Raw genomic sequence first — 26,103 nt, forward strand, 5'->3', positions numbered from 1 at the left:
AACCGCACCAGCATTGGCTGTGCAGCTCCCTCCTGTTCTGGCCGGTCTCCGGACTGCAGGCATGACCATCGGCCTTCCCATGTGGCGAAGTGAACGTTCGCGCAAAAACACAGTGGCGTGGAAGACGGTCTCGCCGGCATGGCGAGACGCATCGTCTCACTGCTGCCGGCACCTGGTTACCGTTGCGGGGGCAGTACACCTTGGCCGGCCCTCCTGCTTGCTGCAGGCGGCCTGGCGCGTGTTTCCCGTTTAACGGCCGGCGAGGATACGCCGGCGGGCACCAAAACCGCGCCATTGTAGGCGTGCAATGTGCAGGCCACAAGCGCCCGGCAACAGATGATGTAAATCAGCACAAGCCCGAGCACACTAATTGCTTTCAGGAAAAAGCCAGATAGAATTCATCCCCAGCAGCTTTATATAGAATAAATTCGATTCTTCTATCGAAAACATTTGAAACGCGGTCTCCGGCGCTGGGTGGTCGGGGCCGAAAAATTGAAACAAATGGGGGATTTCACTCGCTGTTTGGCCGATGAGATCACGGCAAGCGGTCCTATACTCGGCGCCATGGCATCGTCGACCGATGGACTCTTGGCGGGTCCGCTGGCCTCACTGTCATCCCTGAACCGTTGTCGTGGTCTGCGGGCCTTCAGACTCTGCCTCTGGCTGCCGATATCTCCTTGATATCGGGGAAAGGGTAGTTGCTGTGCCTCCCGGAACGACGCATTTGATCCGCCTACGGGCAACTTTGCACAGCAGTGCGCCGACGAGCGCACACCTTTGTTGGGAGAATCAGTAATCATGAGCGACGACGTTGATCTGGAAGCATTGTTTGACGAAATTTCCTCGCAGACGCTACCGGGCATGACCGCCGAACCGGCCGCCGCCACCGCCAGCACCGACGAGGCAGCCGCAGGCGAACAGGAAGACCAGAGCGACAAGCCCATGTATGAACGCCTGGGCGGCATCGTGCGCCTGTTGCACGATTCCATGCGTGAACTGGGCTACGACCGCTCGCTCACCGACGTAGCCGAGCAGATCGGCGACGCCCAGAGCCGTCTCGAACACATCGCCACCCTCACCGAGCAGGCGGCCAACAAGGTGCTCAATGCGCTCGATTCGGGCATGCCGGCCCAGGACCGCCTGCAGGAACAGGCCAAGGACATCAACGCCCGCTGGACCAGGCTCTATGCCGGCCAGATGAACATCGACGAGTTCAAGGCGCTGGCAGGCGACTCGCAGAAATTCTCCACCTCGGTCATGGAATCGACCGAAGCGGAAAAGGCGCGCATGCTGGAAATCATGATGGCCCAGGACTTCCAGGACATCACCGGCCAGCTGATCAAGAAGATCGTGGCCATCACCGCCACCGCCGAGCGCGAACTGGCGCAATTGCTGCGCGACAATGCACCGCCCGAGGTGAAGGCGCAGATGGATGCGGAAAAACCGGTCACCCTGATGAATGGCCCGTCCGTGGGGGGCACCGCCATGGCACAGGACGACGTGGACGACTTACTCGATAGCCTGGGGTTCTAATGGATGACGAAATGCTCAAGGATTTTGTCGTTGAAGCGTTGGAGCTCGCCACCAACGTGGAAGAGCATCTGCTGACGCTGGAACGACATCCTGATGACCTTGAAATCCTCAACGCGGTCTTCCGCGCATTCCACACCATCAAGGGTGGTGCCGGGTTCGTGAACCTGCCGGCCATGGTGTCGGCCTGCCACCTGACCGAAAACCTGTTCGATGCGCTGCGCACCGGCAAGGCCCCGGTCACGCCGCTGGCCATCGAAGCGGCGCTGCAGGCCAGCGGCTTCGTGGCCGACCAGTTGAACGAATTGTCCAACGGCGCCGCGCCCGACAGCCTGGCCTCGATGCCGGCGGAACTGAAAGACATCCTGACCCAGGCCATCGAAGGCAAGAGCGAAGCGCCGGCACCCGCTGCGGCTGCACCTGCCCCGGCGGCAGCGGCACCCGCGGCAGCACTGGTGGCGGCTGCGCCCGCTGCTGCGGCCAGCGTCGATGGCAGTGCCAGCGTGATGAAGAATGGAGAACTGGACTGGCCCGCGCTGTACCAGGCGCTGGTGCCGGGCGCGGCTGCCGCGCCGGTGGCTGACAGCCCGGTCGAGGCCGCTCCGGTCACCGCTGCTGTGCCTGCCGCTGCCGCTCCTGCCGCCGCCGATGGCGAGCCCAAGGCCGCCGCCCCGGTTCAGCAGAATCGCCGCGCCACCGACTCCCCTGGCGGAGCCAAGGAAGAAAGCATCCGTATCGATGCCGTCAAACTGGATGCCCTGCTGGAAGTGGCCGGTGAATCGGTGCAGGCCGCCAACCAGGCCGCCGTACTACTGGAAAAGCTGCAACAGTTCAAGTTCGAAGGCACCGCTGCGGCGCTCATGTCGACCCTGGCCGAAACCCTGGGCCGCGCCTCGCGCTACTCCAGCGAACTGCAACGCGCCACGCTGTCCACGCGCATGCAGCCGGTGGGCCGTCTGTTCCAGAAATTCCCGCGACTGGTGCGCGAACTGGCCAAGGACCTGGGCAAGGACGTGGACCTGGTCATCACCGGTGCCGAAACCGAAGTCGACCGCGTGGTGGTGGACAGCCTCTACGACCCGCTGGTGCACATGCTGCGCAACTCGCTGGACCACGGTATCGAAGTGGACCGCGCCGCCGCCGGCAAGCCCAACAAGGCGACCATTTCGCTCAACGCCTGGCAGGCCGGCAGCAGCGTCATGATCGAAGTCTTCGATGATGGCAAGGGCATGGATCCGGACATGCTGCGCGGCAAGGCGCTGGCCAAGGGGCTGATCAACGAACACCAGGCGCTGACCGCCGACGAGGCGCTGCAGCTGGTGTTCCTGCCCGGTTTCTCGACCAAGGAAGTGGCTTCCAGCGTCTCCGGACGCGGCGTGGGCATGGACGTGGTCAAGACCGCCGTGGAAAAGCATCGAGGCACCATCCGCATCGAATCCACCGTCGGCAAGGGTACCAAGTTCTCGATCCGCCTGCCCATCGAACTGTCGATCATCCCGACCATGCTGGTGCGCTGTGCCGGCGCCCCGCTGGCCCTGCCGATGGCGGTGGTCGAACGTGTGGTCGAGCTGCCCGAGACCTTCGACGAAGTCGGCGGCGCCCCGGTGCTGCGCGACCAGGGCCGGCCGCTGCCGGTCAACTCGCTGGCCGGCGTGCTGGGCTACGAGCCGGGCAATGAACGGGTCGGCATCGTCATGGCGGTACCGCATCCCTACATCCTCGGGGTGGAATCGGTGGAAGGCACGGCCGATCTGGTGATCAAGCCGCTGACCGCGATCCATACCGCCGGCATCACCGGTACGGCCCGTTCGGCTGAAGGTGAGCTGGTGCTGGTGGTGGGCTTGTCCTTCCTGCTGGACGGCTGCCGCGACATGGAGCGCACGGCAGTGGCGTAAGACTGCTGCCCACGCTACAAGCAAGAACGGCCGGATCCGCGCGGATCCGGCCGTTTTTACGTCTGGTCTGCCTTCGGACGGCGGGACTTAAAGTTCATACATGTCCTTCTCGCCCTCCATGACCTGCGCAATCAGCTTGCGGTTCAGGGTCGGCGCCAGCAATTCGATGAAGGTATAGACATATCCCCGCAAATACGCCCCCTGCTTCAAGGCCACGCGCGAGACATTGGTGCCGAACAGGTGGCCGGCCGGAATGGCCCGCAATCCCCGGTCGCGCTCGGCATCGAAGGCAATGCCGGCAATGATGCCCACCCCCATGCCCAGCTCCACATAGGTCTTGATGACGTCGGCATCGATGGCCTCCAGCACCACATCGGGTTTCAACTGGCGCAGCGAGAAGGCATGGTCGATCTTGCTGCGGCCGCTGAAGGCGGAGTCATAGGTGATCAGCGGATTGGCGGCGATCTCTTCCAGCGTCAGGCTCTTCGATTGCAGCAGCGGATGGTCGGGCGGCACCACCACCACGTGCTCCCACTGGTAACAGGGCAGCGACACCAGCCCCTCGCCTGAGGCCAGCGCCTCGGTGGCGATGGCAATGTCGGCCTGGTCGTTGCGCACCATCTCGGTGATCTGCTTGGGATTACCTTGCAGCAATGACAAATGCACCTTGGGATATTTCTGGGTGAAGGCTTGTACCACCTTGGGCAAGGCATAGCGCGCCTGCGTGTGGGTGGTGGCGATGGTGAAACTGCCGCTGTCGTGGGCGGCGAATTCCTTGCCGATGCGTTTCAAGCCATCCACTTCCTGCATGATCAGCTCCACCGAGCGCAGCACCGCCCGACCCGGCTCGGTCAGGCCGCGAATCCGCTTGCCGTGGCGGGTGAAGATGTCCACGCCCAGCTCTTCCTCCAGCTCGATGATGGCCTTGGAAACGCCTGGCTGCGAGGTATAGAGGGCCTTGGCGGCCTCCGTGAGGTTGAAGTTCTGCCTTACCGCTTCACGAACGAAACGGAACTGATGAAGATTCATGTGGGAATTCCTTCGCTTCTACCTAGTAAGCGGGCGGCGCCCGGCGCCAGCCCTGCCTGCTTCATTCGCCGCATTTCCATATGCCAAAGGCGTATATAAGCAAATAAATACTATGTAGTTTGGTTTGAAACATAAGTTTATTACGATTCGCAGACTAATGGGCGAGGTGTTATGACTGTTTCTTATGTAGTAAGCGGATTTGCCGTAGGACTGCTGGTCGGACTGACCGGGGTTGGTGGCGGCTCGCTCATGACACCGCTGTTGACCTTGCTGTTCGGCATTCATCCTTCTGTGGCCGTGGGCACCGACCTGGCCTTCGCGTCAGCCACCAAGACCGCCGGCACCCTGGCCCACCGCTTCAAGGGAACGGTGCGCTGGGATGTGGTGCGCCGCCTGTCCTACGGTGCCCTGCCCGCTGCGCTGCTGACTACGCTGCTGCTCAAGCATTTCGGTGCCGTCAGCGACGGCATTGCCCTGACCATCCGCTATTCGATTGCAATCTCGGTGTTCCTGACCGTAGTGGCGCTGCTGTTCCGCTCGCGCATGCAGGCCTGGCTCAACGCCCATCCGGAAGCCCAGTTGCAGGGTACCAGGCGGGCCAGTGCCACCATGGCCGCCGGGGCCCTGCTGGGCACGCTGGTGACCATTTCCTCCATCGGTGCCGGTGCCGTGGGCGCGACCTTGCTGGTCTTGCTGTATCCTCGCCTGTCTCCGGCGGAGATCGCCGGTACCGACATCGCCTATGCCGTGCCGCTGACTGCCATCGCTGCACTGGGCCACTGGTGGCTGGGTTCGATCAACTGGGAACTGTTGGCCACGCTGTTGCTGGGCTCGGTTCCGGGCATCACCATCGGTTCGCTCGCAGCGCGGGCGGTGCCGGAGAAATTCTTGCGCGGCCTGCTGGCCATTACGCTGACGAGCGTTGCAGTCAAGCTGATTTGGTAGGCTTATTTTCAATCGGGCGCACCCTGATCCGGGCGCCCATAAGACGTTAACAGGGAAGACAAGATGTACCGCTATGACCAATACGATCACCTGATCGTCAAAGAGCGAGTCGCACAATACCGAGACCAGGTGCGTCGGCGCCTGTCGGACGAACTGGCCGAAGACGAATTCCGTATCCTGCGCCTGCAGAACGGCCTGTACCTGCAACGCCATGCCTACATGCTGCGCATCGCCATTCCCTACGGCATGCTGGCCTCCAATCAACTGCGCAAGTTCGCCGAAATCGCCGTCAAGTACGACCGCGGCTATGGCCACTTCACCACCCGCCAGAACATCCAGTTCAACTGGATCAAGCTGGAAGAATCGCCCGAGATCCTGGAGCAGTTGGCCAGCGTGGAAATGCACGCCATCCAGACCTCCGGCAACTGCATCCGCAATACCACCTCGGACGAACTGGCCGGCGTGGCCGCCGATGAAATCGTCGATCCGCGTCCCTATGCCGAACTGATCCGCGAGTGGAGCACCTTCCACCCCGAGTTCGCCTACCTGCCGCGCAAGTTCAAGATCGCCATCAGCGGCGCCGCCGAAGACCGTGCCGCAACTGCCGTGCACGACATCGGCCTGCACGTCATCAAGAACGAGGCTGGCGAAGTCGGCTTCCGTGTGCTGGTCGGCGGCGGCATGGGCCGCACCCCGATTCTGGGCAGCGTGATCCGTGACTTCCTGCCCTGGAAGCACGCCATGTCCTATCTGGAAGCGATCCTGCGTGTGTACAACCAGCACGGCCGCCGCGACAACATGTACAAGGCCCGTATCAAGATCCTGGTCAAGGCCATCGGCCCCGAGGAGTTCGCGCGCCAGGTCGAAGCCGAATGGGCAGACATCAAAGATGGCCCCTCCACCCTGACCGAAGAAGAACTGCAGCGCGTGGCCAAGTTCTTCACCGATCCGGCCTACGAAACCCTGCCGGCCGTGGATGCGGAATATGAACGCCTGAAGGCTGAAGACCGTGGTTTCGCCAACTGGATCAAGCGCAACGTCAAGGCGCACAAGCAGGCCGGCTATGCAGCCGTGCTGCTGTCGCTCAAAAAACCGGGCGTGCCGCCGGGCGACATCACCGCCGACCAGATGAACTTCGTGGCCGACCTGGCCGACCAGTACAGCTTCGGCGAACTGCGCGTGACCCACGAACAGAACCTGGTGCTGGCCGACGTCAAGCAATCCGAACTGTATGCGCTGTGGAAGGCCGCCAAGTCGCATGGCCTGGCTACGCCCAACATCGGCCTCCTGACCGACATCATCTGCTGCCCGGGCGGCGACTTCTGCTCGCTGGCCAATGCGAAGTCGATCCCGATTGCCCAAGCCATTGCCGAGAAGTTCGAGAACATCGACTTCCAGCATGACATCGGCGACATCGAGTTGAACATCTCCGGCTGCATCAACGCCTGCGGCCACCATCACGTGGGCAACATCGGCATCCTGGGCGTGGACAAGGATGGTTCCGAGTGGTACCAGGTCTCGCTGGGCGGTGCCCAGGGCAACGAGTCCTCGATCGGCAAGATCATCGGCCCCTCGTTCTCGGCCACCCAGATGCCCACCGTGATCGACCGCCTGCTGCAGGTGTATGTCAAGCAGCGCACCGAGGAAGAACGCTTCATCGACACCGTGCGCCGCATCGGTGTGACCCCGTTCAAGGAATTCGTTTACGCAACGCCGATCCGTTCGGCCGAGTATGTCGCAGGAGAAGACGCAAATGCCTGAAATCATCAAGAACAAGACCGTCGTGAGCGACGACTGGACCGTACTGCGCCTGGCTGAAGGCGAGACCGCAGAGACCGTGACCGTGCCGCAAGGCCGCGTGATCGTGCCGCTGAAGGTGTGGCAGGCACAGGGCGAGGCCCTGAAGTCGCGCGCCGAGATCGGCGTGTGGCTGGCCAGCGATGAGCGTCCGGAAGAACTGAAGGGCCAGCTTGACAGCTTCAAGGTCGTCGCCGTGGACTTCCCCAAGTTCGCCGATGGCCGTGGCTATTCCATCGCCTACAACCTGCGTGCCCGCCTGGACTATACCGGTGAGCTGCGTGCCATCGGCGACGTGCTGCGCGACCAGCTGTTCTACATGCAGCGCGTGGGCTTTGACGCCTTCGCCGTGCGTGCGGACAAGAACATCCACGATGCCGTCAAGGGCCTGACCGACTTCTCCGAGAAGTACCAGACCTCCTGGGACGAGAAGAACCCGCTGTTCCGCCGCGTCAAGCGCGAAACGGTGCAGGCCGCTGACTGAACGGCGATTGTGAAGAAGGAAGGACAGCCCATGACCAACCCAGGCTTGCAAGAACTCATCGCCAAGACCCAGGCCACCCTGGAACGCATCGCCGCCGAGTACGCCCCGGCCGCGCTGGCCTCCAGCCTGGCCGCCGAAGACATGGTGCTGACCGACCTGATCCTGCGTGGCAAGCTGCAGGATCGCATCAGCATCTTCACGCTGGAAACCGGTCGCCTGCACAAGGAAACCGTGGGCATGCTGGACCGCATCCGCGAGACCTACGACTACGAGGTCGCGCCCTATCGTCCGCAGCCCGAAGCGGTAGAAGCCTACGTACGGAAGAACGGCGCCAACGCCTTCTACGACAGCGTGGAACTGCGCAAGGAGTGCTGCCACATCCGCAAGATGGAGCCGCTCAATCGCGCCCTGCAGGGCAAGGCTTCGTGGGTGACTGGCCAGCGCCGTGCACAATCGGTCACACGCGCCGAGCTGCATGTGCAGGAACGTGACGAAGCCCACGGCATGGAGAAGTTCAACCCCCTGGCCGACTGGTCGGAACAGGACGTGTGGGACTACATCCGCGCCAATGACGTGCCCTACAACCCGCTGCACGACCAGGGTTACCCCTCCATCGGCTGCGAGCCCTGTACCCGGGCCATCCAGCCCGGTGAAGACATCCGCGCCGGCCGCTGGTGGTGGGAGAACCCCGACTCCAAGGAGTGCGGCCTGCATGTGGTCGATGGCAAGCTGGTGCGCATCAAGGCGCATGCGGCGAGCTGAACCAGAATTCAATCAAAGCAACAACAAGCAAAGCATCGGAAGGTCCGGCATGAACACAGCGGTAGACAAACTCTTTTTGGACAACGCCAGCAACCGTCACCTCGACTGGCTGGAATCGGAAGCCATCCACATCATGCGCGAGGTCGCAGCCGAGTGCAGCAACCCGGCACTGCTGTTCTCCGGCGGCAAGGACTCCGTAGTACTGCTGCGCATCGCCGAAAAAGCCTTCCGCCCCGGCAAGTTCCCCTTCCCGCTGGTGCACATCGACACCGGCCACAACTTCCCGGAAGTCATCGAATTCCGTGACCGCCGCGCCGCCGAACTGGGTGAGCGCCTGGTGGTGCGTTCGGTGGAAGATTCGATCAAGCGCGGCACCGTGCGCCTGCGCAATCCGCAAACCGATTCGCGCAATGCAGCACAAGCCGTCACGCTGCTGGAAACCATCGAGGAATTCAAGTTCGACGCCTGTATCGGCGGCGCTCGCCGCGATGAAGAAAAGGCCCGCGCCAAGGAACGCATCTTCTCCTTCCGCGACGAGTTCGGCCAGTGGAATCCCAAGGCCCAGCGCCCCGAACTGTGGGACCTGTATAACACCCGCGTACATCCGGGCGAGAACATGCGCGTCTTCCCCATTTCCAACTGGACCGAGCTGGATGTGTGGCAATACATCGCCCGCGAAAAACTGGCCCTGCCCTCGATCTACTTTGCGCACGAACGTGAAGTGATCCCGCGCAACGGCCTCTTGGTACCGCTGACCGACCTCACTCCGGCGCGCGAAGGCGAGACCGTGGAAAAGCAGGTCGTCCGCTTCCGTACCGTGGGCGACATTTCCTGCACCTGCCCGGTGTCTTCCGATGCCGCTTCCGTGGAAGCCATCATCGCCGAGACCGCAGTGACCCAGATTACCGAGCGCGGGGCCACCCGCATGGACGACCAGACGTCCGAAGCCTCGATGGAAAAACGCAAGAAGGAAGGATATTTCTGATGAACGCCGCCGCAACCCAAGCACAACTGGCCCAGGCCACCGCACAATCGCACGAACGCGGCCTGCTGCGCTTCATCACCGCCGGTTCCGTGGACGATGGCAAGAGCACCCTGATCGGCCGCCTGCTGTTCGACAGCAAGGGCATCTTCGCCGACCAGCTCGACGCCATCTCACGTGCCAAGCACAAGCGTACCGTGGGCGATACCGTGGACCTGTCGCTGCTCACCGATGGCCTGGAAGCCGAGCGCGAGCAAGGCATCACCATCGACGTGGCCTATCGCTACTTCGCCACGCCCAAGCGCAAGTTCATCATTGCCGATACCCCGGGTCATGAGCAGTACACCCGCAACATGGTCACCGGTGCATCTACCGCCGATGCCGTCATCATTCTGGTGGACGTCTCCAAGGTGAAACTGGGCGACGATGGCAGCGTGGAACTGCTGACCCAGACCAAGCGCCACTCCACCATCGCCCACCTGCTGCAGATCCAGCACGTGATCGTGGCCGTCAACAAGATGGACCTGGTGGATTACGACCAGACCGTCTATGACCGCATCGTCGGCGCCTACCAGCAGTTTGCGCAGCAACTGGGCTTGAAGGACGTGCGCGCCATCCCGCTGTCGGCGCTGGCCGGTGACAACGTGGTGGAGGCCAGCGCACGCATGTCCTGGTATCAGGGCCCGACGCTGATCAACCTGCTGGAATCGCTGTCGGTGTATGAAGATGCGCACGAAGAAGCCTTCCGCTTCCCGGTGCAGCTGGTGGCGCGCCACAACGGCCACGAAGCCAATGATTTCCGTGGCTACATGGGCCGTATCGAAGCCGGCAAGGTCGCGCGTGGTGACAAGCTGGTGGTGCTGCCCAGCGGACAGAGCGCGACCGTCAAGGACATCCAGACCCTGGATGGTTCGCTGGAATCGGCCTCGGCCGGCCAGTCGGTGACCATCCTGCTGGACGAGTACCTGGACATCTCGCGCGGCGACCTGCTGGCCGCGGCGGCCCAGCCCTCGACCATCCTCAAGACCGTCAACGCGGATGTGTGCTGGCTCTCCGAAGAACCGCTGGACCTGCGCCGCAAGTACTGGCTCAAGCACACCACCAAGCAGGTCGCCGCACGCGTAGCCAAGGTCGATACGCTGCTGGACATCAACACCCAGGAACGCCGCCCCGCCGACACGCTCAAGCTCAACGACATCGCCCGCATCAGCGTGAACGTGCAGCAGCCCATCGCGGCCGATTCCTACCAGGACATCCGCGCCACCGGCGCCTTCATCCTGATCGACGAAGTGAGCCATCAGACGGTGGCCGCTGGTATGATTCGGATCGACTGAATTTCCTTCGATCCGCAATCGTCTCTTCGACCAGGCCATGGCCACCCAACAGGCAGCGACTTCCTACTCTTCCGATTCACCCGCCCCCAGCCCGGACCATCCGGGCATGGTGTGGCTGGTTGGCTCCGGCCCTGGGGCCGCTGACCTGTTGACGGTGCGTGCCGCGCGCCTCTTGGCGCAAGCGGAGGTCGTGCTGCACGATGCCCTGGTCACCGAAGATATCTTGGCCCTGTGCCCGCAAGCCGTGCTGGTCCCGGTGGGCAAGCGCAGCGGTCAGCGTTCCACGGCCCAGCCCGTGATCAACCAGAAGCTGGTGGAAGCGGCTCAGCAGTATCGCCGCGTGGTGCGCCTCAAAGGCGGCGACCCCATGCTCTTCGGTCGGGCCGATGAAGAAATGCGGGCGCTGGAAGAGCACAACATTCCTTACGAAATCGTCCCCGGCATTACTGCCGCACTGGCGGCCGCCTCGGCTGCCAAGCGTCCGCTGACGCGACGCGGGATTGCGCGCAGCGTTTCCCTGTTCACCTCCAGCACGGGCGTGGACGAGCCGGACGAAGTGCGCATGCCCAATGGCGATACCCTGGTTCAATACATGGGCGGACGCGAAGCCACGGCCACGGCGCAACGCCTGCTGGCCCTGGGCCATGCCCCCGAGACGCCGGTGGTGGTGGTAGAAAACTGCAGCCGCGCTGACCAGCATATCTACCATCTGCAACTGGCTGGCCTGGAGGCCGGGCTGCAGGCCTGCAGCGGACCGGTGCTGGTGATGATCGGGCCGGCGCTGGCGGATCGGGACTGACGCCCATGCACCTGCTCCACGACCCTGCGGCCCCTGCCGCCGCCCCCATCGATTTCGAGGCATTCCTCAAGGTCGATATCCGCATCGGCACCATCATCGCCGCCGATGCCTTCCCTGAAGCCCGCAAGCCTGCGTTCAAACTGAAGATCGATTTCGGTCCGGGCATCGGTGTGCGCCAGAGCAGCGCCCAGATCACTACCCACTACGCGCTGGAGCAGCTGGTCGGTCGCCAGGTGGCGGCGGTAGTGAATTTTCCGCCGCGCCAGATCGGCAAGTTCATGTCGGAAGTGCTCACGCTGGGCTTTCCGGATGCCCAGGGCGAGGTGGTGCTGTTCAAGCCGGACCAGGCCGTACCCAACGGCGCCCGGCTGTTCTGAAGGGCTCTAGGGCCTGTTCCCAACAAGCAGATGGCCCGTATTCCGGGCCATCGTCGCATGCGGGAGTGCCGATGGCAGGATCAGCTATTGGCCGTCCCCACGCAATAAGCGGCAATCGCCTGCAACACTGCCTCATCCTCCCCCACCGCCGGTACGGTACGCACCTCCACACCCGGATGCGCCAGGCGCAACTGCGCCAGCAATTCCGGCAGATCGCGGCGCACGTGGCCGCCCTGCCCCAGGAACACCGGAATGACGGTGATGCGCCGGCTGCCGACGGCCACCTGGCGGGCCGCCACGGTGGGCAGATCCGGCTGCATCAGTTCCAGGAAGGCCAGCTCTACGCTGGCGCCCGGCATGGCCGCCTGGGTCAGCGCCCGCAGACGTTCGAAAGGCCCGGCCCAGGCGGGGTCGCGGGCACCGTGGGCGAACAGGATCAGGCTTTGGGAAATCGCTTCGCTCATGATGATGACAACAGTCTTTCAGGCAATGAAATCAAGATTGCAGAACGGACTCAAGTCCGCTCCACCCACCACAGCGCACCAATGGCCAGCGCCATGAACAACAGGCTGGGCAGCGCCGCCGTCATGAAAGGCGGCCAGGTATTGAGCAGGCCAAGGTGGGAGAACAGGCTATTGATGAGCTGGAAGCACACCCCGATCATGATGCCAGTGAAAATCTTCAGGCTCACGCCGCCCGCGCGGAAGTGCAGGTAGGCGAACGGCAAGGCCAGCGCCAGCATCACGAAGATCGACAGCGGATAGACGATCTTCTTCCAGAACGCGATCTCGTAACGATCGGTACGCTGGTTGTTGGCCTCCAGATGCTTGGTATAGGCCAGCAGGTCGTAGGCGGACATGCGGTCCGGATCGGCGAAGAGCACCGAGAGAATTTCCGGCGTCACCTCGGAGACCAGCCTCACATGGGCGAGCTTGACGGTCTTGACCGGCTCGGTGATCTTGCGGTCCTTGCCGCCGACGAAGTCCGATTGCACCACATCATTGAGCACCCACTGATGATTGCCTTCGTAGATGCCGGTCTTGGCCGTCACCATGCGCGCCATGTGGAAGTCGGTATCGAGCTCATAGAGCTTGACACCCTCGATGCGGCCATCCGGCTGCACCGTCTGGATATTGATGAAGCGGCTGCCGGTCACATTGCCTTCCAGGCCATTGTCCTTGATCACGTCCTTGGCCCACATGCCCGAGCGGAACTGGGAGGACATCGAGGCGCCCTGGGCTTGCAGCTTCAACTTCTCGGCCCATTCGGAAGCCTTGGGCGCGATCAGCTCGCCGAACACGATGGTCAGCACCGCAAACCCCACGCCGATACGCAGGAGCACCTTGGCCGCCATCCCGGTAGACATGCTGGAGACCCGCATGATGGTGAATTCCGAGCGCGCCGCCAGTTGCGAGAGCGTGTAGATGGTGCCGATGAGCACCGCCGTGGGCATCAGTTCATAAACATTGCCGGGCAAGCCCATGAGCACGTAGAACACCGCCTGCTGCAACTGGTAGCCGTTGCGACCGACCTGTTCCAGCTGGCCCATCATCTCGAAGAAGGCGAACAGCGCCAGGAAGGCCGCCAGGGCGAAGAGCACCGAGCGCGTGATCTCGGTGGTGAAGTAACGTTGGATGACTCTCATCTCAGGCCTCGCGCTGGAACGTCATGGCGCGCCGCACTCGGCTCCACAACCGGGATGGGTGGGCGGGATGATTGATGTTCAGGCGCAGGGCGAACATGCCCACCACCAGCAGCGCCACGATCACGTGCACCGGCCACCAGGCCATCATGAAACTCATGCGCTGCTGCGCCACCGATGCCTGGAACACGCTGACCGTGTTGCTGTAGACCACGAACAGCAGCAAGGCCACCAGGAGTCCCAGCGAACGGCCGGCCCGCGGATTGACGAAGGACAGCGGAATGGCCAGCAGCATCAGCGTGAGCGCCATCAGCGGCAGCGCCATGCGCCAGAGCAGCTCGCCACGGGCATATCCGTCCTGCTTGCCCAGCAGCTCGGCCAGCTGCAGCGCGCGCGCCGAGCGCTCACCGGCCGCCGTTTGCGACTGATTGCCGATCAGCAGCCCATAGCGCTCGAAGTCGACGATCTGGAAATCCGGCAGGCTGGGCGAACCGTCATAGCGGCGCCCCTTCTGCATGACCACGAACTTCTCGCCATCCGGGTCCACCTTGGTTTCGCCTTCCTTGGCGACTACCACGCTGTTCTTGCCATCGGGGTTGATGGTATTGACGAAGATGTTGCGCACCTTGGAGGCATCGCCGGAAATGCCTTCGACGAAGAAGATCCGGTTGGCCGCCGCTGACTGCTGGAACTTGCCCGGCGAGACACGGGCGATGTCCTCGCGCTGCTCGAAACGGCTGCGGTATTCGCTGCTCTGCTCATTGGCCCAGGGCGTGACCACGAAAGAGAGCGCGGCCACCAGCGCCACGATGGGCCAGCCAAAGCGCAGCACCGGCGCGATCCAGCGCGTGAGCGACATGCCGCAGGCGAACCAGACCACGATCTCCGAATCCTGGTAGCTGCGCGTCATCACCAGCAGCACCGAGATGAAACCGGTGAGGATGAGGATGATGGGCATGTAGTTCAAGGCCTGGAAGCCGATCAGGGCCAGCACGTCTTGCGACGCAACCTGGCCGCCTGCGGCCTGGCCGAGGATCTTGATCAGCATCACGGTCAGGGTGATGGTGAACAGCGTAGTGAAGACCCCACCTGCGGTGCTGGTCAATTCGCGTCGTAGGGCGCGTTGGAAAATCATGGGAAGGCTGGCTTGGTTTCTGGTGTCGGGGTCATTAACGGATGGCCTGCGCGGATGTCCGGCGCCCGGCATCGTGTCCGAAGCTGGCTTACCTGGCTGAACGCATGCGCGCGTAGCGTCGAAATGGGCTCTATAATCGCCAGGTAATTCATATAAAGGACGAACGATGGACTTTAGCACAAAAACATTGGACGCAAAAAACGCCTTGACAGGCGTCAAGACCGGCGCGCTGGTCGTTGGCATCTATGAAAATCGCAAGCTGACCAAGGCCGCCAGCGCCCTGGACAAGCTGGGCGCCATCAGCGCCGCGCTGAAGTCGGGTGACATTTCCGGCAAGCCCGGCTCGACCCTGCTGCTGCGCGGCGTGACCGGCATTGCCGCCGAACGCATCGTGCTGCTGGGCCTGGGCAACGAAGAAGAAACCGGCGACAAGAACTTCGCCGCCGCCAGCAGCGCCCTGGTGCGCACCCTGGCCACCCTGGGCTGCGACAACGCCGCCCTGGCCCTGCCCCTGGATGGCATCAAGGGTCGCGGCCTGGACTGGGCCATCCGCACCGTGGTGCTGGCCGGCCATGACGCCGCCTATCGTTCCGACACGATGAAGAGCAAGAAGGACCCCGCTCCCACCGGTGTGAAGAAGATCACCCTGCTGGTGGCCGCCGAGCAAGGCGCTGCCGCCAAGACCGCCCTGGCCGAGGCCGTGGCGCTGGCCAACGGCATGGCGCTGACCAAGGAACTGGGCAACCTGCCCGGCAACGTCTGCACCCCGACCTACCTGGCCACTACCGCCAGGAAGCTGGCCAAGCAATTCAAGCTGGGCGTGGAAGTGCTGGAGCGCAAGCAGCTCGAAGCGCTCAAGATGGGCAGCTTCCTGTCGGTCACCAATGGCAGCGACCAGCCGCCCAAGTTCATCGTCCTCAAGCACATGGGGGGCAAGGCCAAGGATGCACCGGTGGTGCTGGTGGGCAAGGGCATCACCTTCGACACCGGCGGCATCTCGCTCAAGCCGGGCCTGAACATGGACGAGATGAAGTACGACATGTGCGGCGCCGCCTCGGTGCTGGGCACCTTCCGTACCATCGCCGAACTGGGCCTCAAGTTGAACGTCATCGGCGTCATCCCGACCTGCGAAAACATGCCCTCGGGCCGTGCCACCAAGCCGGGCGACATCGTCACCTCGATGTCCGGCCAGACCATCGAAGTACTCAACACCGATGCCGAAGGCCGCCTGATCCTGTGCGACGCGCTGACCTACGTGGAGCGCTTCAAGCCGGCCGCCGTGGTCGACATCGCCACCCTGACCGGTGCCTGCGTGGTGGCCTTGGGCCATCACAACACGGGCCTGTTCACTCGCGAGGATGACAGCCACGACCAGCTGGCCAACGCCCTGCTGGCCGCCGGCAAGGAAAGCGGCGATACCGCCTGGCGCATGCCGATTCAGGATCCCTACCAGGAGCAGTTGAAGTCCAACTTCGCCGATATCGCCAACATCGGCGGCCAGCCCGGTGGCAGCGTGACGGCGGCGTGCTTCCTGGAGCGCTTCACCCGCAAGTACACCTGGGCGCACCTGGACATCGCCGGCACCGCCTGGAAGAGCGGCGCGGCCAAGGGTGCCACCGGCCGCCCGGTGCCGCTCTTGACCACCTGGCTGCTCAACCAGGCGCGCGCCAGGTCGGCACGCGGCTGATGGCCCTTGCGGCATGGAAGACGATACCGGTTTCGCCATGACCGTCTTCCTGCCGCAGACCTCGCCCGGGTTCACCACGGCAAGACCACCGCAGCACTTTGTGTTGCGGTGGTTTTTTTTCATCTTTTTACTGCTGTCGGGCAGCCTTGGACTGATCCTGCCGGAAACGTCCGTGGCACAAGACACGCCGATGCCGCCCGCCCAGACCGTGCGTTTTCCTTCATCTGACGGAAAAACCACCCTCACCGGCTATCTCTACGACCCCTTCGGTGCCGGCCCGCATCCGGCCATCGTACTGCTGCACGGACGCGCCGGGCTGTACTCCTCGCGCGTCAACGCCGCCTGCACCCAGGTCGGTCCGGCCATCCCCTCGCCCTGCGATGCCGATGCGCTCACGGCGCGCCACCGGGCCTGGACTGCCTACTGGGTCGCGCGTGGCTACGTGGTCCTGCTGGTGGACAGTTTCGGCCCGCGCGGCGTGGCCCATGGCTTTGGCCGCTACACCCATGGCTTGCCAGAACGGGACGCCGTCAACGAACTCACGGTGCGCCCGCTGGATGCCGAAGGCGCGCTGCAATGGCTGGCCACGCGCAGCGAGGTCGATGTCCGCCGCATCATGCTGCAAGGCTGGTCCAATGGCGCCAGTACGGCATTGAATGTGATGCAGCGCCAGGCTGCACGACCCGCAGGAGATGGCCCCTCCTTCGCAGCGGCGCTGGTGTTTTATCCGGGCTGCGGCAGGCAGGCCCTACTGTCGTCCCACCCTGAATTCGACAAGCCCGTGCAGGTGCTGCTGGGCAGCGCCGACGACGAGGTCTCGCCGCAGACTTGCCAGCGCGTACTGCGCCAGGCCATCCCCATCCGCCAGGCTCCCGCCCCCGTAGTCAAGCTCTATGCCGGGGCCACGCACGACTTCGACGATCCCGGCCGGGCGCATCAGTCGGTCCAGGCCAACCGGGCGGCACGCCAGGATGCACTCAGGCGGCTGGGGCCGTGGCTGGACCGGATCGCCCCCTGATCCTGGCCCGGCGGCATCACTGCGGCGACCTTCTGCAAAGACGCCGGTTCCCGTCTAGACTGTTGATCCTTCCCCGGAACACTGCCACGCAACTGCGGTCGGTAGTGAGGTCGACGCAGTTCATCCCAAGCAATGCCAACAAGAAAGGATCAGCATGACCAACGCCACCCATCTTCAGAGTGACCTCTTCAAGCCCATGCAGCTGGGCGCAGTGCAACTGCACAATCGCATCGTCATGGCTCCGCTCACCCGCAGCCGTGCCAAGGCAGGCGACGTGCCCAGCGACCTGGCCGCCCAGTACTATGCCCAGCGTGCCGGTGCCGGCCTGATCATCGCCGAGGCTACCCAGATCTCGCCGCAAGGCAAGGGCTACGCCTGGACACCGGGCATCTACGACCAGGCGCAGGTGGCCGGCTGGAAGAAGGTCACCGACGCCGTCCACGCAAAAGGCGGGCGCATCTTCCTGCAGCTGTGGCACGTGGGTCGCATCTCGCACCCCGACCTGCAGCCCGGCCATGCGCTGCCGGTCGCTCCCTCGGCCATCAGGCCGCAAGGCAATGCTTTCACCGAAAGCGGTTTCAAGCCCTTCGTCGAACCGCGCGCGCTGGAGGCCGCGGAGCTGCCCGGCATCGTCGCGCAATACAAGACCGCCGCGCAACTGTCGATGCAGGCCGGCTTCGATGGCGTGGAAATCCACGCCGCCAACGGCTATCTGCTGGACCAGTTCCTGCGCGACAAGAGCAACCAGCGCACCGACGCCTATGGCGGCAGCATCGAGAACCGTGCCCGTCTGCTGCTGGAAGTGGTCGAAGCGGTGACGTCGGTGGTGCCGAGCGAGCGCGTGGGCATCCGCCTGTCCCCCATCAGCCCGGCCAATGACATCGCCGACAGCGATCCCAAGGCGCTCTTCAGCTACGTGGTGGAGCAGCTCAACCGCTACAAGCTGGTCTACCTGCACGTGGTGGAAGGCGCCACCGGCGGCCCGCGCGAGGTGGAGGGCGGCTTTGATCTGCAGGTGCTGCGCGATCTCTTCAAGGGCATCTACATCGCCAACAACGGCTATGACCTGGAGATGGCCGTCCAGGCGCGCGCACGCAATGTTGCCGACCTGGTGGCCTTCGGTCGTCCGTGGATCGCCAACCCGGATCTGGTGGAACGCTTCAAGGCCGGGGCGCCGCTGGCCGAGTTCAACCAGGCCACCCTCTATGGCGGTGGTGCGGAAGGTTATACCGACTATCCGCCCCTGCAGCAGTCCTGACGCAGCATCCGCTGCCGCAGCGCTGAAACTGGAGGTCGGCAGCGGCTGTTCCAGACCGTCATGGCCTGCCTTCACGGCAGGCCATTTTCGTGCACCACGCCGCATCGGACCGCCAGCCCGCTACAATGCCGCTTGGCTCCACTCCCCTGCTCATCATGAAAACAATTTTCGCCACTCTCACGCTGGCCTGCTGCGCGCTCCCCGCCCAGGCCCAGCAAGCCGCGCCCGCAACCGATACCAGCGATCCCCTGCAACTGCAAGACCGACTCACCGGTGACCTGGGTGTGGGCGTCTACCGCGTCGATCGCAACGGTCCCGATGCGCATCGCCGCAACCAGGTGCTGCCCTATGCCTACGCCGACTATGGCCGTGCTTTTGCGCGCCTGGACACCTTCGGCGTCAAGACCATGCGCATGGGCTATGGCTACCTGGAACTGGCCGGGCGAGTGAGCCTGGACGGCTTTGATGCCCAACGCGGCCTGCAGCGCCGCTCTGACCCGATCCCGCTCGGCATCGGCACCTATCAGGAAACGCCCTTCGGCGGCTTCTTCCTCAACGTCTTCCGCGACTTCAACAAGTCGCACGGCACCCTGGCCGAGGCCATCTATGCGGCCCAGATCGACCTGGGTCCGGTGAGCCTCTATCCGCAGCTCGGCGTGGAATACCGCAGCGGCAGCTACAACGATTACTTCGTCGGCGTCTCCGCCAGCGAATCGGCCGCCAGCGGCCTGCGCCAATACAGCGCCGGCGCCTCCACCAGCCCCACCCTGGGCCTGGCTGCCGATATTCCCCTCACGGGCGCCTGGCACCTCAATGTGCACCTGCGCCGCAAGTGGCTGGACCATTCCGTGGCAGACAGTCCGCTGGTCCGCCGCCACACGGATGACACCGCCATCGTGGCCGTCAGCTACCGCTTCAAGTAATCCGCCTCCCCTACCCGCCCGAGACCGGCCGCACGGCCGGCTTCGGGTAGCGGCCATGTTGTGCTATCCGCTTCCCTCCTCTGTCTGCATTCTGCGCCTGCTTGTGCCGCCTGCTGAAGAGCTGGCTTTGCTTGCGAATTCTTTTACGGTAGAGCTCAAGCTTGCAGCCGCGCTTTCAATGCGTAAACAATTCCGGAATGTTTTCATGCGTCACTTTTTCTGACGCAAAATTTGTCCTGTTTTTCATGGCATGAGAACAAAATGGATTTGCCGAAAAAACTTAGTTTCCGCATTCAAACAAATTTCCTCACGCCAAGCCACATGCAGTCGGGAATCCTTTACCAGAGCGACTTCACGAATTCATACGCCACAACAGAAGTTACATGAAAAGCGTAATATTTTGTTTATATCGTTAGTATTTTTCCATTATTCTCGCTCCGTCTCCTTGAACAAAAATCACAAATCGAGACGCAGTTCCGACCCTGCCAACATCAATAACAAAACCTGTCGGAGCGTAGTTTCCCTTGCAGTGGGATTCCCCTTCTGTTTCGGGAGCAGGAATGATCGCGGTCACCGTCATTGGCCGGGGAGCGCGACGAATGCGGTAAGATGGCGCCCGTTGCTCATGACGCATCGGCTGTGATGCGCGCGGCCGGTCTCCGATTCACCACTGCATTGTCCCCATGAAAATCGCCACCTGGAACGTCAACTCCCTCAAGGTCCGCCTGCCGCAAGTGCTGAAATGGCTGGAAGAAAACCCGGTCGACGTGCTCTGCCTGCAGGAAACCAAACTCACCGACGACAAGTTCCCCGCCGCCGAGATCGCGGCCGCCGGATACCTGGTCGAATTCTCGGGTCAGAAGACCTACAACGGCGTGGCCATCCTGTCGCGCCATCCAATGACCGATGTGGTCAGGAACAATCCGCTCTTCCCCGACGAACAGCAACGCATCATCGCCGCTACCATCGAGGGCGTGCGCTACGTCTGCGCCTACATTCCCAACGGGCAGTCGCTGGAGTCCGAGAAGTATCCCTACAAGCTGAACTGGCTGGCCGCCCTGCACGAATGGCTGGCGCAAGAAAAGGCGAAGAACCCGCGCCTGGCCCTGCTGGGCGACTACAACATCGCCCCTGAGGACCGCGACGTGCACGACCCGGTGGCCTGGCAAGGCCAGGTGCTGGTGTCCGAACCCGAGCGCGACGCCTTCCGCAAGCTGCAGGCCCTGGGCCTGACGGATGCCTACCGCCTCTTCGAACAACCGGAAAAAATGTACAGCTGGTGGGATTACCGCCAGATGGGCTTCCGCCTCAATCGCGGCCTGCGCATCGACCATATCCTGCTGTCCGAAGAACTGGTGCCACGCTGCACCGCCTGCGTCATCGACAAGGTGCCACGCAAGTGGGAACAGCCTTCGGATCACGCGCCCGTGATTGCCACGCTGGCGGACTGATGTCGGTGCAGGCTGCTCACAAATTATTTAAATGATGTAAATGATTTATATCATTTACGCAAAAACTTACTGAGCGCCACCCTCGGGTGGCGTTTGTTCTTTCTTGTTGCGCATGTTCTTCTCGAACTGCACATCCAGCTTGCTCACGCGCCTGGCCTTCTGTGGCCCCTGGGCGTTGACGAAGGTGACGAAGTCATCCAGCTCCATGGCCTCGTTGAGCTTCTCCAGCGGCTGGCCGGGCAGGCGGCGGGTCAGGATGAAGCGTTCATCGGAGGTGCGCAGCATCGAATACTCGCGTGATTCGGTGCGGCTGTTCAGGCGCTCGATGGCGCTGGCGGCGCGGGTCGATCTCATCCTTGCGCCTCTTGCAGCTTGAGTTGCCAGTATCCGACGTCGATCCAGCGGCCCATCTTGTAGCCCACTTCCGTGAAGACACCGCATTTCACGAAACCCACACTCTCATGCAGGGCCACGCTGGCCGGATTGGGCTGGGCAATGCCGCCGATGACCAGGTGTACGCCCAGGGGCTTCAACTGCGCAATGAGCTCACGATAGAGCTGCTTGCCGATGCCCTTGCCGCCCGCATCGTGACGCAGGTAGACCGAGCTTTCCACCGAATGCCGGTAAGCCGCACGGGGCTTCCACTTGCTGGCATAGGCGTAGCCCAGTACCTGGCCCTGTTCTTCAAACACCAGCCAGGGGAAATCGGCCTGCACATCGGCGATGCGCGCGGCCATGGCCTCGGCGCTGAGTGCTTCGGTCTCGAAGCTGATGACAGTGGTCTGTACGTAGTGGTTGTAGATGTCGCAGAGGGCGGGAGCATCGGCAGCGGTGGCCGGGCGGATGGAGGAAGACATGGACAGGAAGGGATCGAGGAAAATCGGAAGCCCTCAGTGTAACCAAATTATGCCGGGCGCGGCGCCCCTGCTCCGCTGCAAGCGCACCGCCCCGTGGATGACCGCCGCCCGCCTCAGTCCCTGATCACTGCGCGAACCTGCTCCAGTGCGGCCGGATCTTCAATGGTGGGCAGATCGCCCGGGTCGCGCCCTTCGCAGATGGACTGGATGGCCCGACGCAACAGCTTGCCCGAACGCGTCTTGGGCAAGCCGCTGACGAAGAACACCCGCGCCGGCCGACCCACCGCGCCGATCTGCTTGTCGACCACGCCCATGATCTCGGCTTCGAGCGCACGGCGTCGTTCCGGGGTGGCCATCGCATCGGCCTGCTTGGGGATGGCGAAAGCAATCGCTACCTGGCCCTTGAGCTTGTCTTCCACGCCGACCACGGCCACTTCGGAGACATTGGGATGGCTGGAGATGCTCTCCTCGATTTCACGCGTGCCCAGCCGGTGTCCGGCGACGTTGATGACGTCATCGGTGCGACCCAGGATGAAGTAGTAACCGTCCTGGTCCTTGATACCCCAGTCGAAGGTGGAATACACCTCGCGCGGCAGGCTGCGCCAGTAGGTGTTGACGAAGCGCTCATCGTCGCCATAGACCGTCTGCATGCAGCCCGGCGGCAACGGTCCCTCGATGGCGACCACGCCCTTTTCTCCGGCGGCGCAAGGCGCGCCGGTGGCTTCGTCGAGGATGGCCAGGCGATAACCCGGCATCGCTACGCCCGGACTACCCAGGCGCGTGGGCTTGTCGCTGATACCCTTGGCGATCGAGATGATCGGCCAGCCCGATTCGGTCTGCCAGTAGTTGTCGATGACCGGCACCTTCAGGGCGCCCGAAATCCAGCGCGACGTCGTTTCATCCAGGGGCTCGCCGGCCAGGTAGAGCGCCTTGAGCGAAGAGGTATCGTAGCGCTCCATACATTCCGGCGGCTGCTTCTTGAGTACGCGGATGGCCGTCGGCGCGGAGAACATGCGGGTGACCTTGTACTTCTCGACGATGCTCCACCAGATGCCGGCATCGGGACGAATCGGCAACCCCTCGTAGAGCACGGTGGCCATGCCCGCAATCAGTGGGCCATAAACGATGTAGGAATGGCCGACCACCCAGCCTATGTCAGACGTGCAGAAGTAGGTTTCCCCGGGCTTGCCGCAGAAGATGTGCTGCATGGAGGATGCCAACGCCACCGCATAACCGCCCACGTCGCGCTGCACGCCCTTGGGCTTGCCGGTCGTGCCGGAGGTATAGAGGACATAACTGCACTCGTTCGATTCCAGCCAGGCCACCGGCACCGGCTGATCCAGATGCTGCTGGCGCAGGGGCGCATAGTCAACGTCGCGCCCTGCCGTGCGCGCCATGTCGGCCAGGCCGCGATCGACCAGCAGGACCTTCTGCGGCTTGTGCTGCGCCAGGTGGATCGCCTCGTCCAGCAAGCCCTTGTAGGCAATGACCTTGCCACCGCGTGAACCGGCATCGGCCGAGACGATCAGGCTCGGCTGTGCATCATCGATGCGCGAGGCCAGGCTGTTGGAGGCAAAGCCGCCGAAGACCACCGAATGCACCGCGCCAATGCGCGCACAGGCCAGCATGGCAAAGACCGCCTCGGCGATCATCGGCATGTAGATCAGCACCCGGTCGCCACGCTGCACCCCCAAGGCCAGCATGGTGGCGGCCATGGCCTGGACTTCGCGATGCAGTTCGGCGAAATCGTAGACGCGCTCGGTGTTGGTTTCCGTGGAAATGGCGATCAGTGCGGCCTGCTTGGGTCGCTCGCCAAGGTGGCGGTCCACCGCGTTGTAGCAGAGATTGGTGGTGCCGCCGATGAACCAGCGCGCAAAGGGGGCCCGGGAATAATCCAGGGTACTGGTGAAGGGCTTGTTCCAATGGATGCGCTGCGCTTCTTCCGCCCAGAAGGTCTCGGGCTGATCGATGGAACGGCGATAAAAATCCTCGTACTGCATGACGTCTCCTCATGTCTCTCGAATTGGACAACCGCTGCAGACCTTGCGCGGCGTGGCCCGCAGGGTGATGGTCGCGTGGCTCTGAGGCATGTACAGCGGCATCTCTGCCATGCGTGGCCCTCATGCGACGGTGAAACCAGTCTTGCACCTGAATCTTACGAGCGGCTGAATCGGCAGCATCGACGCGCCATCACGGCTGATACAGATCAAGTGCAACAACGAAAAAAGCGGGAGCGTTGTCGACGGCATGAAGCCGTCAACATGACAAGGGAGGAGCAAACGTGAGGTGGAAAGAAAGCGCCGGCGTCAGGCCATCACGACGGCGCAGCGCCAAGGCTTCAGCGTGTGCGGCAGTCGTTGGCCAGTTGCTGCCCGATCTTGGAATTGAGCAGCATGGACTTCGACGGGATCTGGATCCACACCAGGCCTTCGCCCTTGTTCTCCAGACGCACTGCACCGGTCGAGGTACTGACCGGGTTCATCATGTAGCTGCTGCCCTTCCACACCAGCGTGACCCCATCGGTGACGCGGCCATCCATGCGGATTTCCACCTTGTTGCCCATCTCACAACTGAAGGCACCGGTCTTGAGCTGGGTCGCCCAGGTCGGCTGCGTGGCCGCCGGCGATTGCAGCAATTGCGGCAGCAGTGGCTTGGTCTCGGTGACGGGCACCGGCGTGGAAGAACAGGCCGACAGCGCAACGGCAACGGTGGCGGCCAGGCAGAGGGATGTCAGGGGCAAGGCGCAAGGACGGCGGGAAACGATGGCAGCAATCATCGGATGATCCATGGAGAGTCAGAGGTGGACGCAGAGGCGGAAAAGATCCGCCCGCATCTTAACAAGATATTGCGACTGACTCGACCATATGTAACGCTTGTTACAAATCGGCCTGATCGCCCGGGTCGGCCCGCCCCGTCTCCTTCGCCGGGGAATGGGGCGACCGGCACACGCCGGCCGCCGCTCCCTTCTTCTTGCTGCTCCCTCTCCCTCTCCCTCTCTTGCTCCTTGCTCCTTGCTCCTTGCGCCGCTGTACCTGCCAGCCTTACTTGCGCTTGCTGATCGGCACGAACTTCAGATCTTCCGGTCCCACGTAGTTGGCCGAGGGGCGGATGATCTTGTTGTCGATGCGCTGCTCGATGATGTGCGCCGCCCAGCCCGAGGTACGGGCAATGACGAAGAGCGGCGTAAACATCGCGGTGGGCACGCCCATCATGTGGTAGGACACGGCCGAGAACCAGTCCAGGTTGGGGAACATTTTCTTGATGTCCCACATGACCGTCTCCAGACGCTCGGCGATGTCGAACATCTTGGTCGAACCGGCTTCCTTGGAGAGCTTGCGTGCCACTTCCTTGATGACCTTGTTGCGCGGGTCGGAGATGGTATAGACCGGGTGACCGAAACCGATCACCACTTCCTTGTTCTCGACGCGACGGCGGATATCGGCCTCGGCCTCGTCCGGATTGTCATAGCGCTTCTGGATCTCGAAGGCCACTTCATTGGCGCCGCCATGCTTGGGGCCGCGCAGGGCGCCGATGGCGCCGGTGATGGCCGAATACATGTCCGAACCGGTGCCGGCGATGACGCGACCGGTGAAGGTGGAGGCATTGAATTCGTGTTCCGCATACAGGATCAGCGAGGTGTGCATGGCCTTCTCCCAGGCCGCCGAGGGCTTCTCGCCATGCAGCAGGTGCAGGAAATGGGCACCGATGGAATCGTCGTCGGTCTCGACCTCGATACGGTTGCCGTTGTGGCTGTAGTGGTACCAGTACAGCAGCATCGAACCCAGCGAAGCCATCAGGCGATCGGCGATGTCGCGCGCACCGGGGGTGTTGTGGTCATCCTTCTCCGGCAGCACGCAGCCCAGCGCGGAGACGCCGGTACGCATCACGTCCATCGGATGCGAGGCGGCCGGCAACCATTCCAGCGCTGCCTTGACGTTGGCCGGCAGGCCGCGCAGGGCCTTCAGCTTGGCCTTGTAGGCGCGCAGTTCGGCAGCCGTCGGCAGCTTGCCGTGCACCAGCAGGTGGGCGATTTCCTCGAACTCGCAGCTATCGGCCACGTCGAGAATGTCGTAACCGCGATAGTGCAGGTCATTGCCGGTCTTGCCGACGGTGCACAGGGCGGTGTTGCCGGCAGTCACGCCGGAGAGGGCAACGGACTTCTTGGGCTTGAAACCTGCGGCTTGTTGTTCGCTCATCG

At 63.0% G+C, this 26,103-nt stretch carries 24 protein-coding genes and 1 riboswitch; of the genes, 15 read left to right on the top strand and 9 right to left on the bottom strand.

From position 1 onward, the window contains the following. Positions 1-22: 22 nt before the first annotated feature. Positions 23-300: riboswitch (cobalamin riboswitch) on the bottom strand. A gap of 498 nt (positions 301-798) precedes the next feature. Continuing rightward, positions 799-1,533 carry a protein phosphatase CheZ gene (locus ACODSZ_RS19750; RefSeq protein WP_175343675.1) on the top strand — a complete coding sequence of 245 codons (735 nt, stop codon included), beginning with the start codon at positions 799-801 and terminating at the stop codon, positions 1,531-1,533. Next, on the top strand, positions 1,533-3,425 hold the full coding sequence (locus ACODSZ_RS19755) for a chemotaxis protein CheA (RefSeq protein ID WP_488928378.1): 1,893 nt from the start codon (positions 1,533-1,535) through the stop codon (positions 3,423-3,425). The genes ACODSZ_RS19750 and ACODSZ_RS19755 overlap by 1 nt, the downstream gene beginning before the upstream one ends. An 87-nt stretch (positions 3,426-3,512) precedes the next feature. On the opposite strand, the gene ACODSZ_RS19760 is transcribed toward ACODSZ_RS19755, so the two are convergent. After that, entirely contained in the window at positions 3,513-4,454 is a 942-nt protein-coding gene (locus tag ACODSZ_RS19760) for a CysB family HTH-type transcriptional regulator (RefSeq protein WP_008330266.1), read from the bottom strand. Positions 4,455-4,625: 171 nt separating this feature from the next. Between ACODSZ_RS19760 and ACODSZ_RS19765 the strand changes: the two genes are divergently transcribed. The 8 genes from ACODSZ_RS19765 to ACODSZ_RS19800 all read left to right on the top strand — a co-directional run bounded on the left by ACODSZ_RS19765 (position 4,626) and on the right by ACODSZ_RS19800 (position 11,934). Next, positions 4,626-5,399 (top strand): sulfite exporter TauE/SafE family protein, encoded by a 774-nt coding sequence (locus ACODSZ_RS19765; protein ID WP_488928379.1) that lies wholly within the window; start codon positions 4,626-4,628, stop codon positions 5,397-5,399. Positions 5,400-5,462: 63 nt separating this feature from the next. After that, complete coding sequence (locus ACODSZ_RS19770) at positions 5,463-7,160, top strand: nitrite/sulfite reductase (RefSeq protein ID WP_008330270.1); 1,698 nt, start codon at positions 5,463-5,465, stop codon at positions 7,158-7,160. Continuing rightward, the gene (locus ACODSZ_RS19775; RefSeq protein ID WP_488928380.1) at positions 7,153-7,680 is read left to right on the top strand and encodes a DUF934 domain-containing protein; all 528 of its coding nucleotides are present in this window, start codon (positions 7,153-7,155) and stop codon (positions 7,678-7,680) included. Before ACODSZ_RS19770 ends, ACODSZ_RS19775 begins: the two co-directional genes overlap by 8 nt. Positions 7,681-7,710: 30 nt before the next feature. Continuing rightward, complete coding sequence (locus ACODSZ_RS19780) at positions 7,711-8,442, top strand: phosphoadenylyl-sulfate reductase (RefSeq protein WP_175343671.1); 732 nt, start codon at positions 7,711-7,713, stop codon at positions 8,440-8,442. A 49-nt stretch (positions 8,443-8,491) separates the two neighbouring features. Then, complete coding sequence (gene cysD, locus ACODSZ_RS19785; RefSeq protein ID WP_069374332.1) at positions 8,492-9,427, top strand: sulfate adenylyltransferase subunit CysD; 936 nt, start codon at positions 8,492-8,494, stop codon at positions 9,425-9,427. Then, positions 9,427-10,758 (top strand): sulfate adenylyltransferase subunit 1, encoded by a 1,332-nt coding sequence (locus tag ACODSZ_RS19790; RefSeq protein ID WP_488928381.1) that lies wholly within the window; start codon positions 9,427-9,429, stop codon positions 10,756-10,758. The genes cysD and ACODSZ_RS19790 overlap by 1 nt, the downstream gene beginning before the upstream one ends. A gap of 37 nt (positions 10,759-10,795) precedes the next feature. Next, positions 10,796-11,557, top strand: coding sequence for a uroporphyrinogen-III C-methyltransferase (gene cobA / locus ACODSZ_RS19795; RefSeq protein WP_488928382.1), 762 nt, complete (start codon positions 10,796-10,798; stop codon positions 11,555-11,557). A gap of 5 nt (positions 11,558-11,562) precedes the next feature. Further along, positions 11,563-11,934: a tRNA-binding protein gene (locus tag ACODSZ_RS19800; protein WP_488928383.1), complete on the top strand. Its 372-nt coding sequence runs from the start codon at positions 11,563-11,565 to the stop codon at positions 11,932-11,934. 80 nt (positions 11,935-12,014) lie between these two features. Here the strand turns inward: ACODSZ_RS19800 and ACODSZ_RS19805 are convergent, their stop codons facing one another. The 3 genes from ACODSZ_RS19805 to lptF are packed head-to-tail and all read right to left on the bottom strand — an operon-like array spanning position 12,015 to position 14,711. Beyond that, the gene (locus tag ACODSZ_RS19805; protein ID WP_488928384.1) at positions 12,015-12,398 is read right to left on the bottom strand and encodes a sirohydrochlorin chelatase; all 384 of its coding nucleotides are present in this window, start codon (positions 12,396-12,398) and stop codon (positions 12,015-12,017) included. A 50-nt stretch (positions 12,399-12,448) separates the two neighbouring features. Continuing rightward, positions 12,449-13,579, bottom strand: coding sequence for an LPS export ABC transporter permease LptG (lptG, locus tag ACODSZ_RS19810; RefSeq protein ID WP_175343667.1), 1,131 nt, complete (start codon positions 13,577-13,579; stop codon positions 12,449-12,451). A 1-nt stretch (position 13,580) separates the two neighbouring features. Then, entirely contained in the window at positions 13,581-14,711 is a 1,131-nt protein-coding gene (gene lptF / locus ACODSZ_RS19815; protein WP_034350480.1) for an LPS export ABC transporter permease LptF, read from the bottom strand. 166 nt (positions 14,712-14,877) lie between these two features. On the opposite strand from lptF, the gene ACODSZ_RS19820 reads away from it, so the two are divergent. From ACODSZ_RS19820 to xth, 5 genes are all read left to right on the top strand, one after another. Beyond that, the gene (locus ACODSZ_RS19820; protein ID WP_488928385.1) at positions 14,878-16,398 is read left to right on the top strand and encodes a leucyl aminopeptidase; all 1,521 of its coding nucleotides are present in this window, start codon (positions 14,878-14,880) and stop codon (positions 16,396-16,398) included. A 13-nt stretch (positions 16,399-16,411) separates the two neighbouring features. Then, on the top strand, positions 16,412-17,416 hold the full coding sequence (locus tag ACODSZ_RS19825; protein WP_488928386.1) for a dienelactone hydrolase family protein: 1,005 nt from the start codon (positions 16,412-16,414) through the stop codon (positions 17,414-17,416). A 154-nt stretch (positions 17,417-17,570) separates the two neighbouring features. Then, positions 17,571-18,674 (top strand): alkene reductase, encoded by a 1,104-nt coding sequence (locus ACODSZ_RS19830; protein WP_241821733.1) that lies wholly within the window; start codon positions 17,571-17,573, stop codon positions 18,672-18,674. A gap of 155 nt (positions 18,675-18,829) precedes the next feature. Further along, positions 18,830-19,597 carry a MipA/OmpV family protein gene (locus ACODSZ_RS19835; protein WP_488928387.1) on the top strand — a complete coding sequence of 256 codons (768 nt, stop codon included), beginning with the start codon at positions 18,830-18,832 and terminating at the stop codon, positions 19,595-19,597. 683 nt (positions 19,598-20,280) lie between these two features. Continuing rightward, a complete protein-coding gene (gene xth / locus ACODSZ_RS19840; protein WP_008330303.1) occupies positions 20,281-21,048 on the top strand; it encodes an exodeoxyribonuclease III in 768 nt (255 codons plus the stop codon). A gap of 66 nt (positions 21,049-21,114) precedes the next feature. Here the strand turns inward: xth and ACODSZ_RS19845 are convergent, their stop codons facing one another. From ACODSZ_RS19845 to prpC, 5 genes are all read right to left on the bottom strand, one after another. Further along, positions 21,115-21,402, bottom strand: a complete 288-nt coding sequence (locus tag ACODSZ_RS19845) for a hypothetical protein (RefSeq protein WP_008330304.1) — start codon at positions 21,400-21,402, stop codon at positions 21,115-21,117. Beyond that, complete coding sequence (locus tag ACODSZ_RS19850) at positions 21,399-21,905, bottom strand: arsinothricin resistance N-acetyltransferase ArsN1 family B (RefSeq protein ID WP_175343662.1); 507 nt, start codon at positions 21,903-21,905, stop codon at positions 21,399-21,401. Before ACODSZ_RS19850 ends, ACODSZ_RS19845 begins: the two co-directional genes overlap by 4 nt. A 113-nt stretch (positions 21,906-22,018) precedes the next feature. Continuing rightward, positions 22,019-23,905, bottom strand: coding sequence for a propionate--CoA ligase (locus ACODSZ_RS19855; RefSeq protein WP_175343661.1), 1,887 nt, complete (start codon positions 23,903-23,905; stop codon positions 22,019-22,021). 338 nt (positions 23,906-24,243) lie between these two features. Next, on the bottom strand, positions 24,244-24,681 hold the full coding sequence (locus ACODSZ_RS19860) for a hypothetical protein (protein WP_488928388.1): 438 nt from the start codon (positions 24,679-24,681) through the stop codon (positions 24,244-24,246). A 265-nt stretch (positions 24,682-24,946) separates the two neighbouring features. After that, positions 24,947-26,101: a bifunctional 2-methylcitrate synthase/citrate synthase gene (prpC, locus tag ACODSZ_RS19865; RefSeq protein WP_008330323.1), complete on the bottom strand. Its 1,155-nt coding sequence runs from the start codon at positions 26,099-26,101 to the stop codon at positions 24,947-24,949. Between the last annotated feature and the right edge of the window lie 2 nt (positions 26,102-26,103).

Source organism: Herbaspirillum sp. FG34, from assembly GCF_057809315.1.

Bases quoted from the DNA above. Each gene is read 5' to 3' on its own strand.
- cobA (WP_488928382.1), top strand. From the start codon at position 10,796: ATGGCCACCCAACAGGCAGCGACTTCCTACTCTTCCGATTCACCCGCC.
- lptG (WP_175343667.1), bottom strand. From the start codon at position 13,579: ATGAGAGTCATCCAACGTTACTTCACCACCGAGATCACGCGCTCGGTG.
- ACODSZ_RS19855 (WP_175343661.1), bottom strand. From the start codon at position 23,905: ATGCAGTACGAGGATTTTTATCGCCGTTCCATCGATCAGCCCGAGACC.
- ACODSZ_RS19825 (WP_488928386.1), top strand. From the start codon at position 16,412: ATGGAAGACGATACCGGTTTCGCCATGACCGTCTTCCTGCCGCAGACC.
- ACODSZ_RS19830 (WP_241821733.1), top strand. From the start codon at position 17,571: ATGACCAACGCCACCCATCTTCAGAGTGACCTCTTCAAGCCCATGCAG.
- ACODSZ_RS19805 (WP_488928384.1), bottom strand. From the start codon at position 12,398: ATGAGCGAAGCGATTTCCCAAAGCCTGATCCTGTTCGCCCACGGTGCC.
- ACODSZ_RS19775 (WP_488928380.1), top strand. From the start codon at position 7,153: ATGCCTGAAATCATCAAGAACAAGACCGTCGTGAGCGACGACTGGACC.
- xth (WP_008330303.1), top strand. From the start codon at position 20,281: ATGAAAATCGCCACCTGGAACGTCAACTCCCTCAAGGTCCGCCTGCCG.
- ACODSZ_RS19790 (WP_488928381.1), top strand. From the start codon at position 9,427: ATGAACGCCGCCGCAACCCAAGCACAACTGGCCCAGGCCACCGCACAA.
- lptF (WP_034350480.1), bottom strand. From the start codon at position 14,711: ATGATTTTCCAACGCGCCCTACGACGCGAATTGACCAGCACCGCAGGT.
- ACODSZ_RS19780 (WP_175343671.1), top strand. From the start codon at position 7,711: ATGACCAACCCAGGCTTGCAAGAACTCATCGCCAAGACCCAGGCCACC.
- ACODSZ_RS19860 (WP_488928388.1), bottom strand. From the start codon at position 24,681: ATGATTGCTGCCATCGTTTCCCGCCGTCCTTGCGCCTTGCCCCTGACA.
- ACODSZ_RS19800 (WP_488928383.1), top strand. From the start codon at position 11,563: ATGCACCTGCTCCACGACCCTGCGGCCCCTGCCGCCGCCCCCATCGAT.
- ACODSZ_RS19820 (WP_488928385.1), top strand. From the start codon at position 14,878: ATGGACTTTAGCACAAAAACATTGGACGCAAAAAACGCCTTGACAGGC.
- ACODSZ_RS19750 (WP_175343675.1), top strand. From the start codon at position 799: ATGAGCGACGACGTTGATCTGGAAGCATTGTTTGACGAAATTTCCTCG.
- prpC (WP_008330323.1), bottom strand. From the start codon at position 26,101: ATGAGCGAACAACAAGCCGCAGGTTTCAAGCCCAAGAAGTCCGTTGCC.
- ACODSZ_RS19845 (WP_008330304.1), bottom strand. From the start codon at position 21,402: ATGAGATCGACCCGCGCCGCCAGCGCCATCGAGCGCCTGAACAGCCGC.
- cysD (WP_069374332.1), top strand. From the start codon at position 8,492: ATGAACACAGCGGTAGACAAACTCTTTTTGGACAACGCCAGCAACCGT.
- ACODSZ_RS19850 (WP_175343662.1), bottom strand. From the start codon at position 21,905: ATGTCTTCCTCCATCCGCCCGGCCACCGCTGCCGATGCTCCCGCCCTC.
- ACODSZ_RS19765 (WP_488928379.1), top strand. From the start codon at position 4,626: ATGACTGTTTCTTATGTAGTAAGCGGATTTGCCGTAGGACTGCTGGTC.
- ACODSZ_RS19770 (WP_008330270.1), top strand. From the start codon at position 5,463: ATGTACCGCTATGACCAATACGATCACCTGATCGTCAAAGAGCGAGTC.
- ACODSZ_RS19755 (WP_488928378.1), top strand. From the start codon at position 1,533: ATGGATGACGAAATGCTCAAGGATTTTGTCGTTGAAGCGTTGGAGCTC.
- ACODSZ_RS19835 (WP_488928387.1), top strand. From the start codon at position 18,830: ATGAAAACAATTTTCGCCACTCTCACGCTGGCCTGCTGCGCGCTCCCC.
- ACODSZ_RS19760 (WP_008330266.1), bottom strand. From the start codon at position 4,454: ATGAATCTTCATCAGTTCCGTTTCGTTCGTGAAGCGGTAAGGCAGAAC.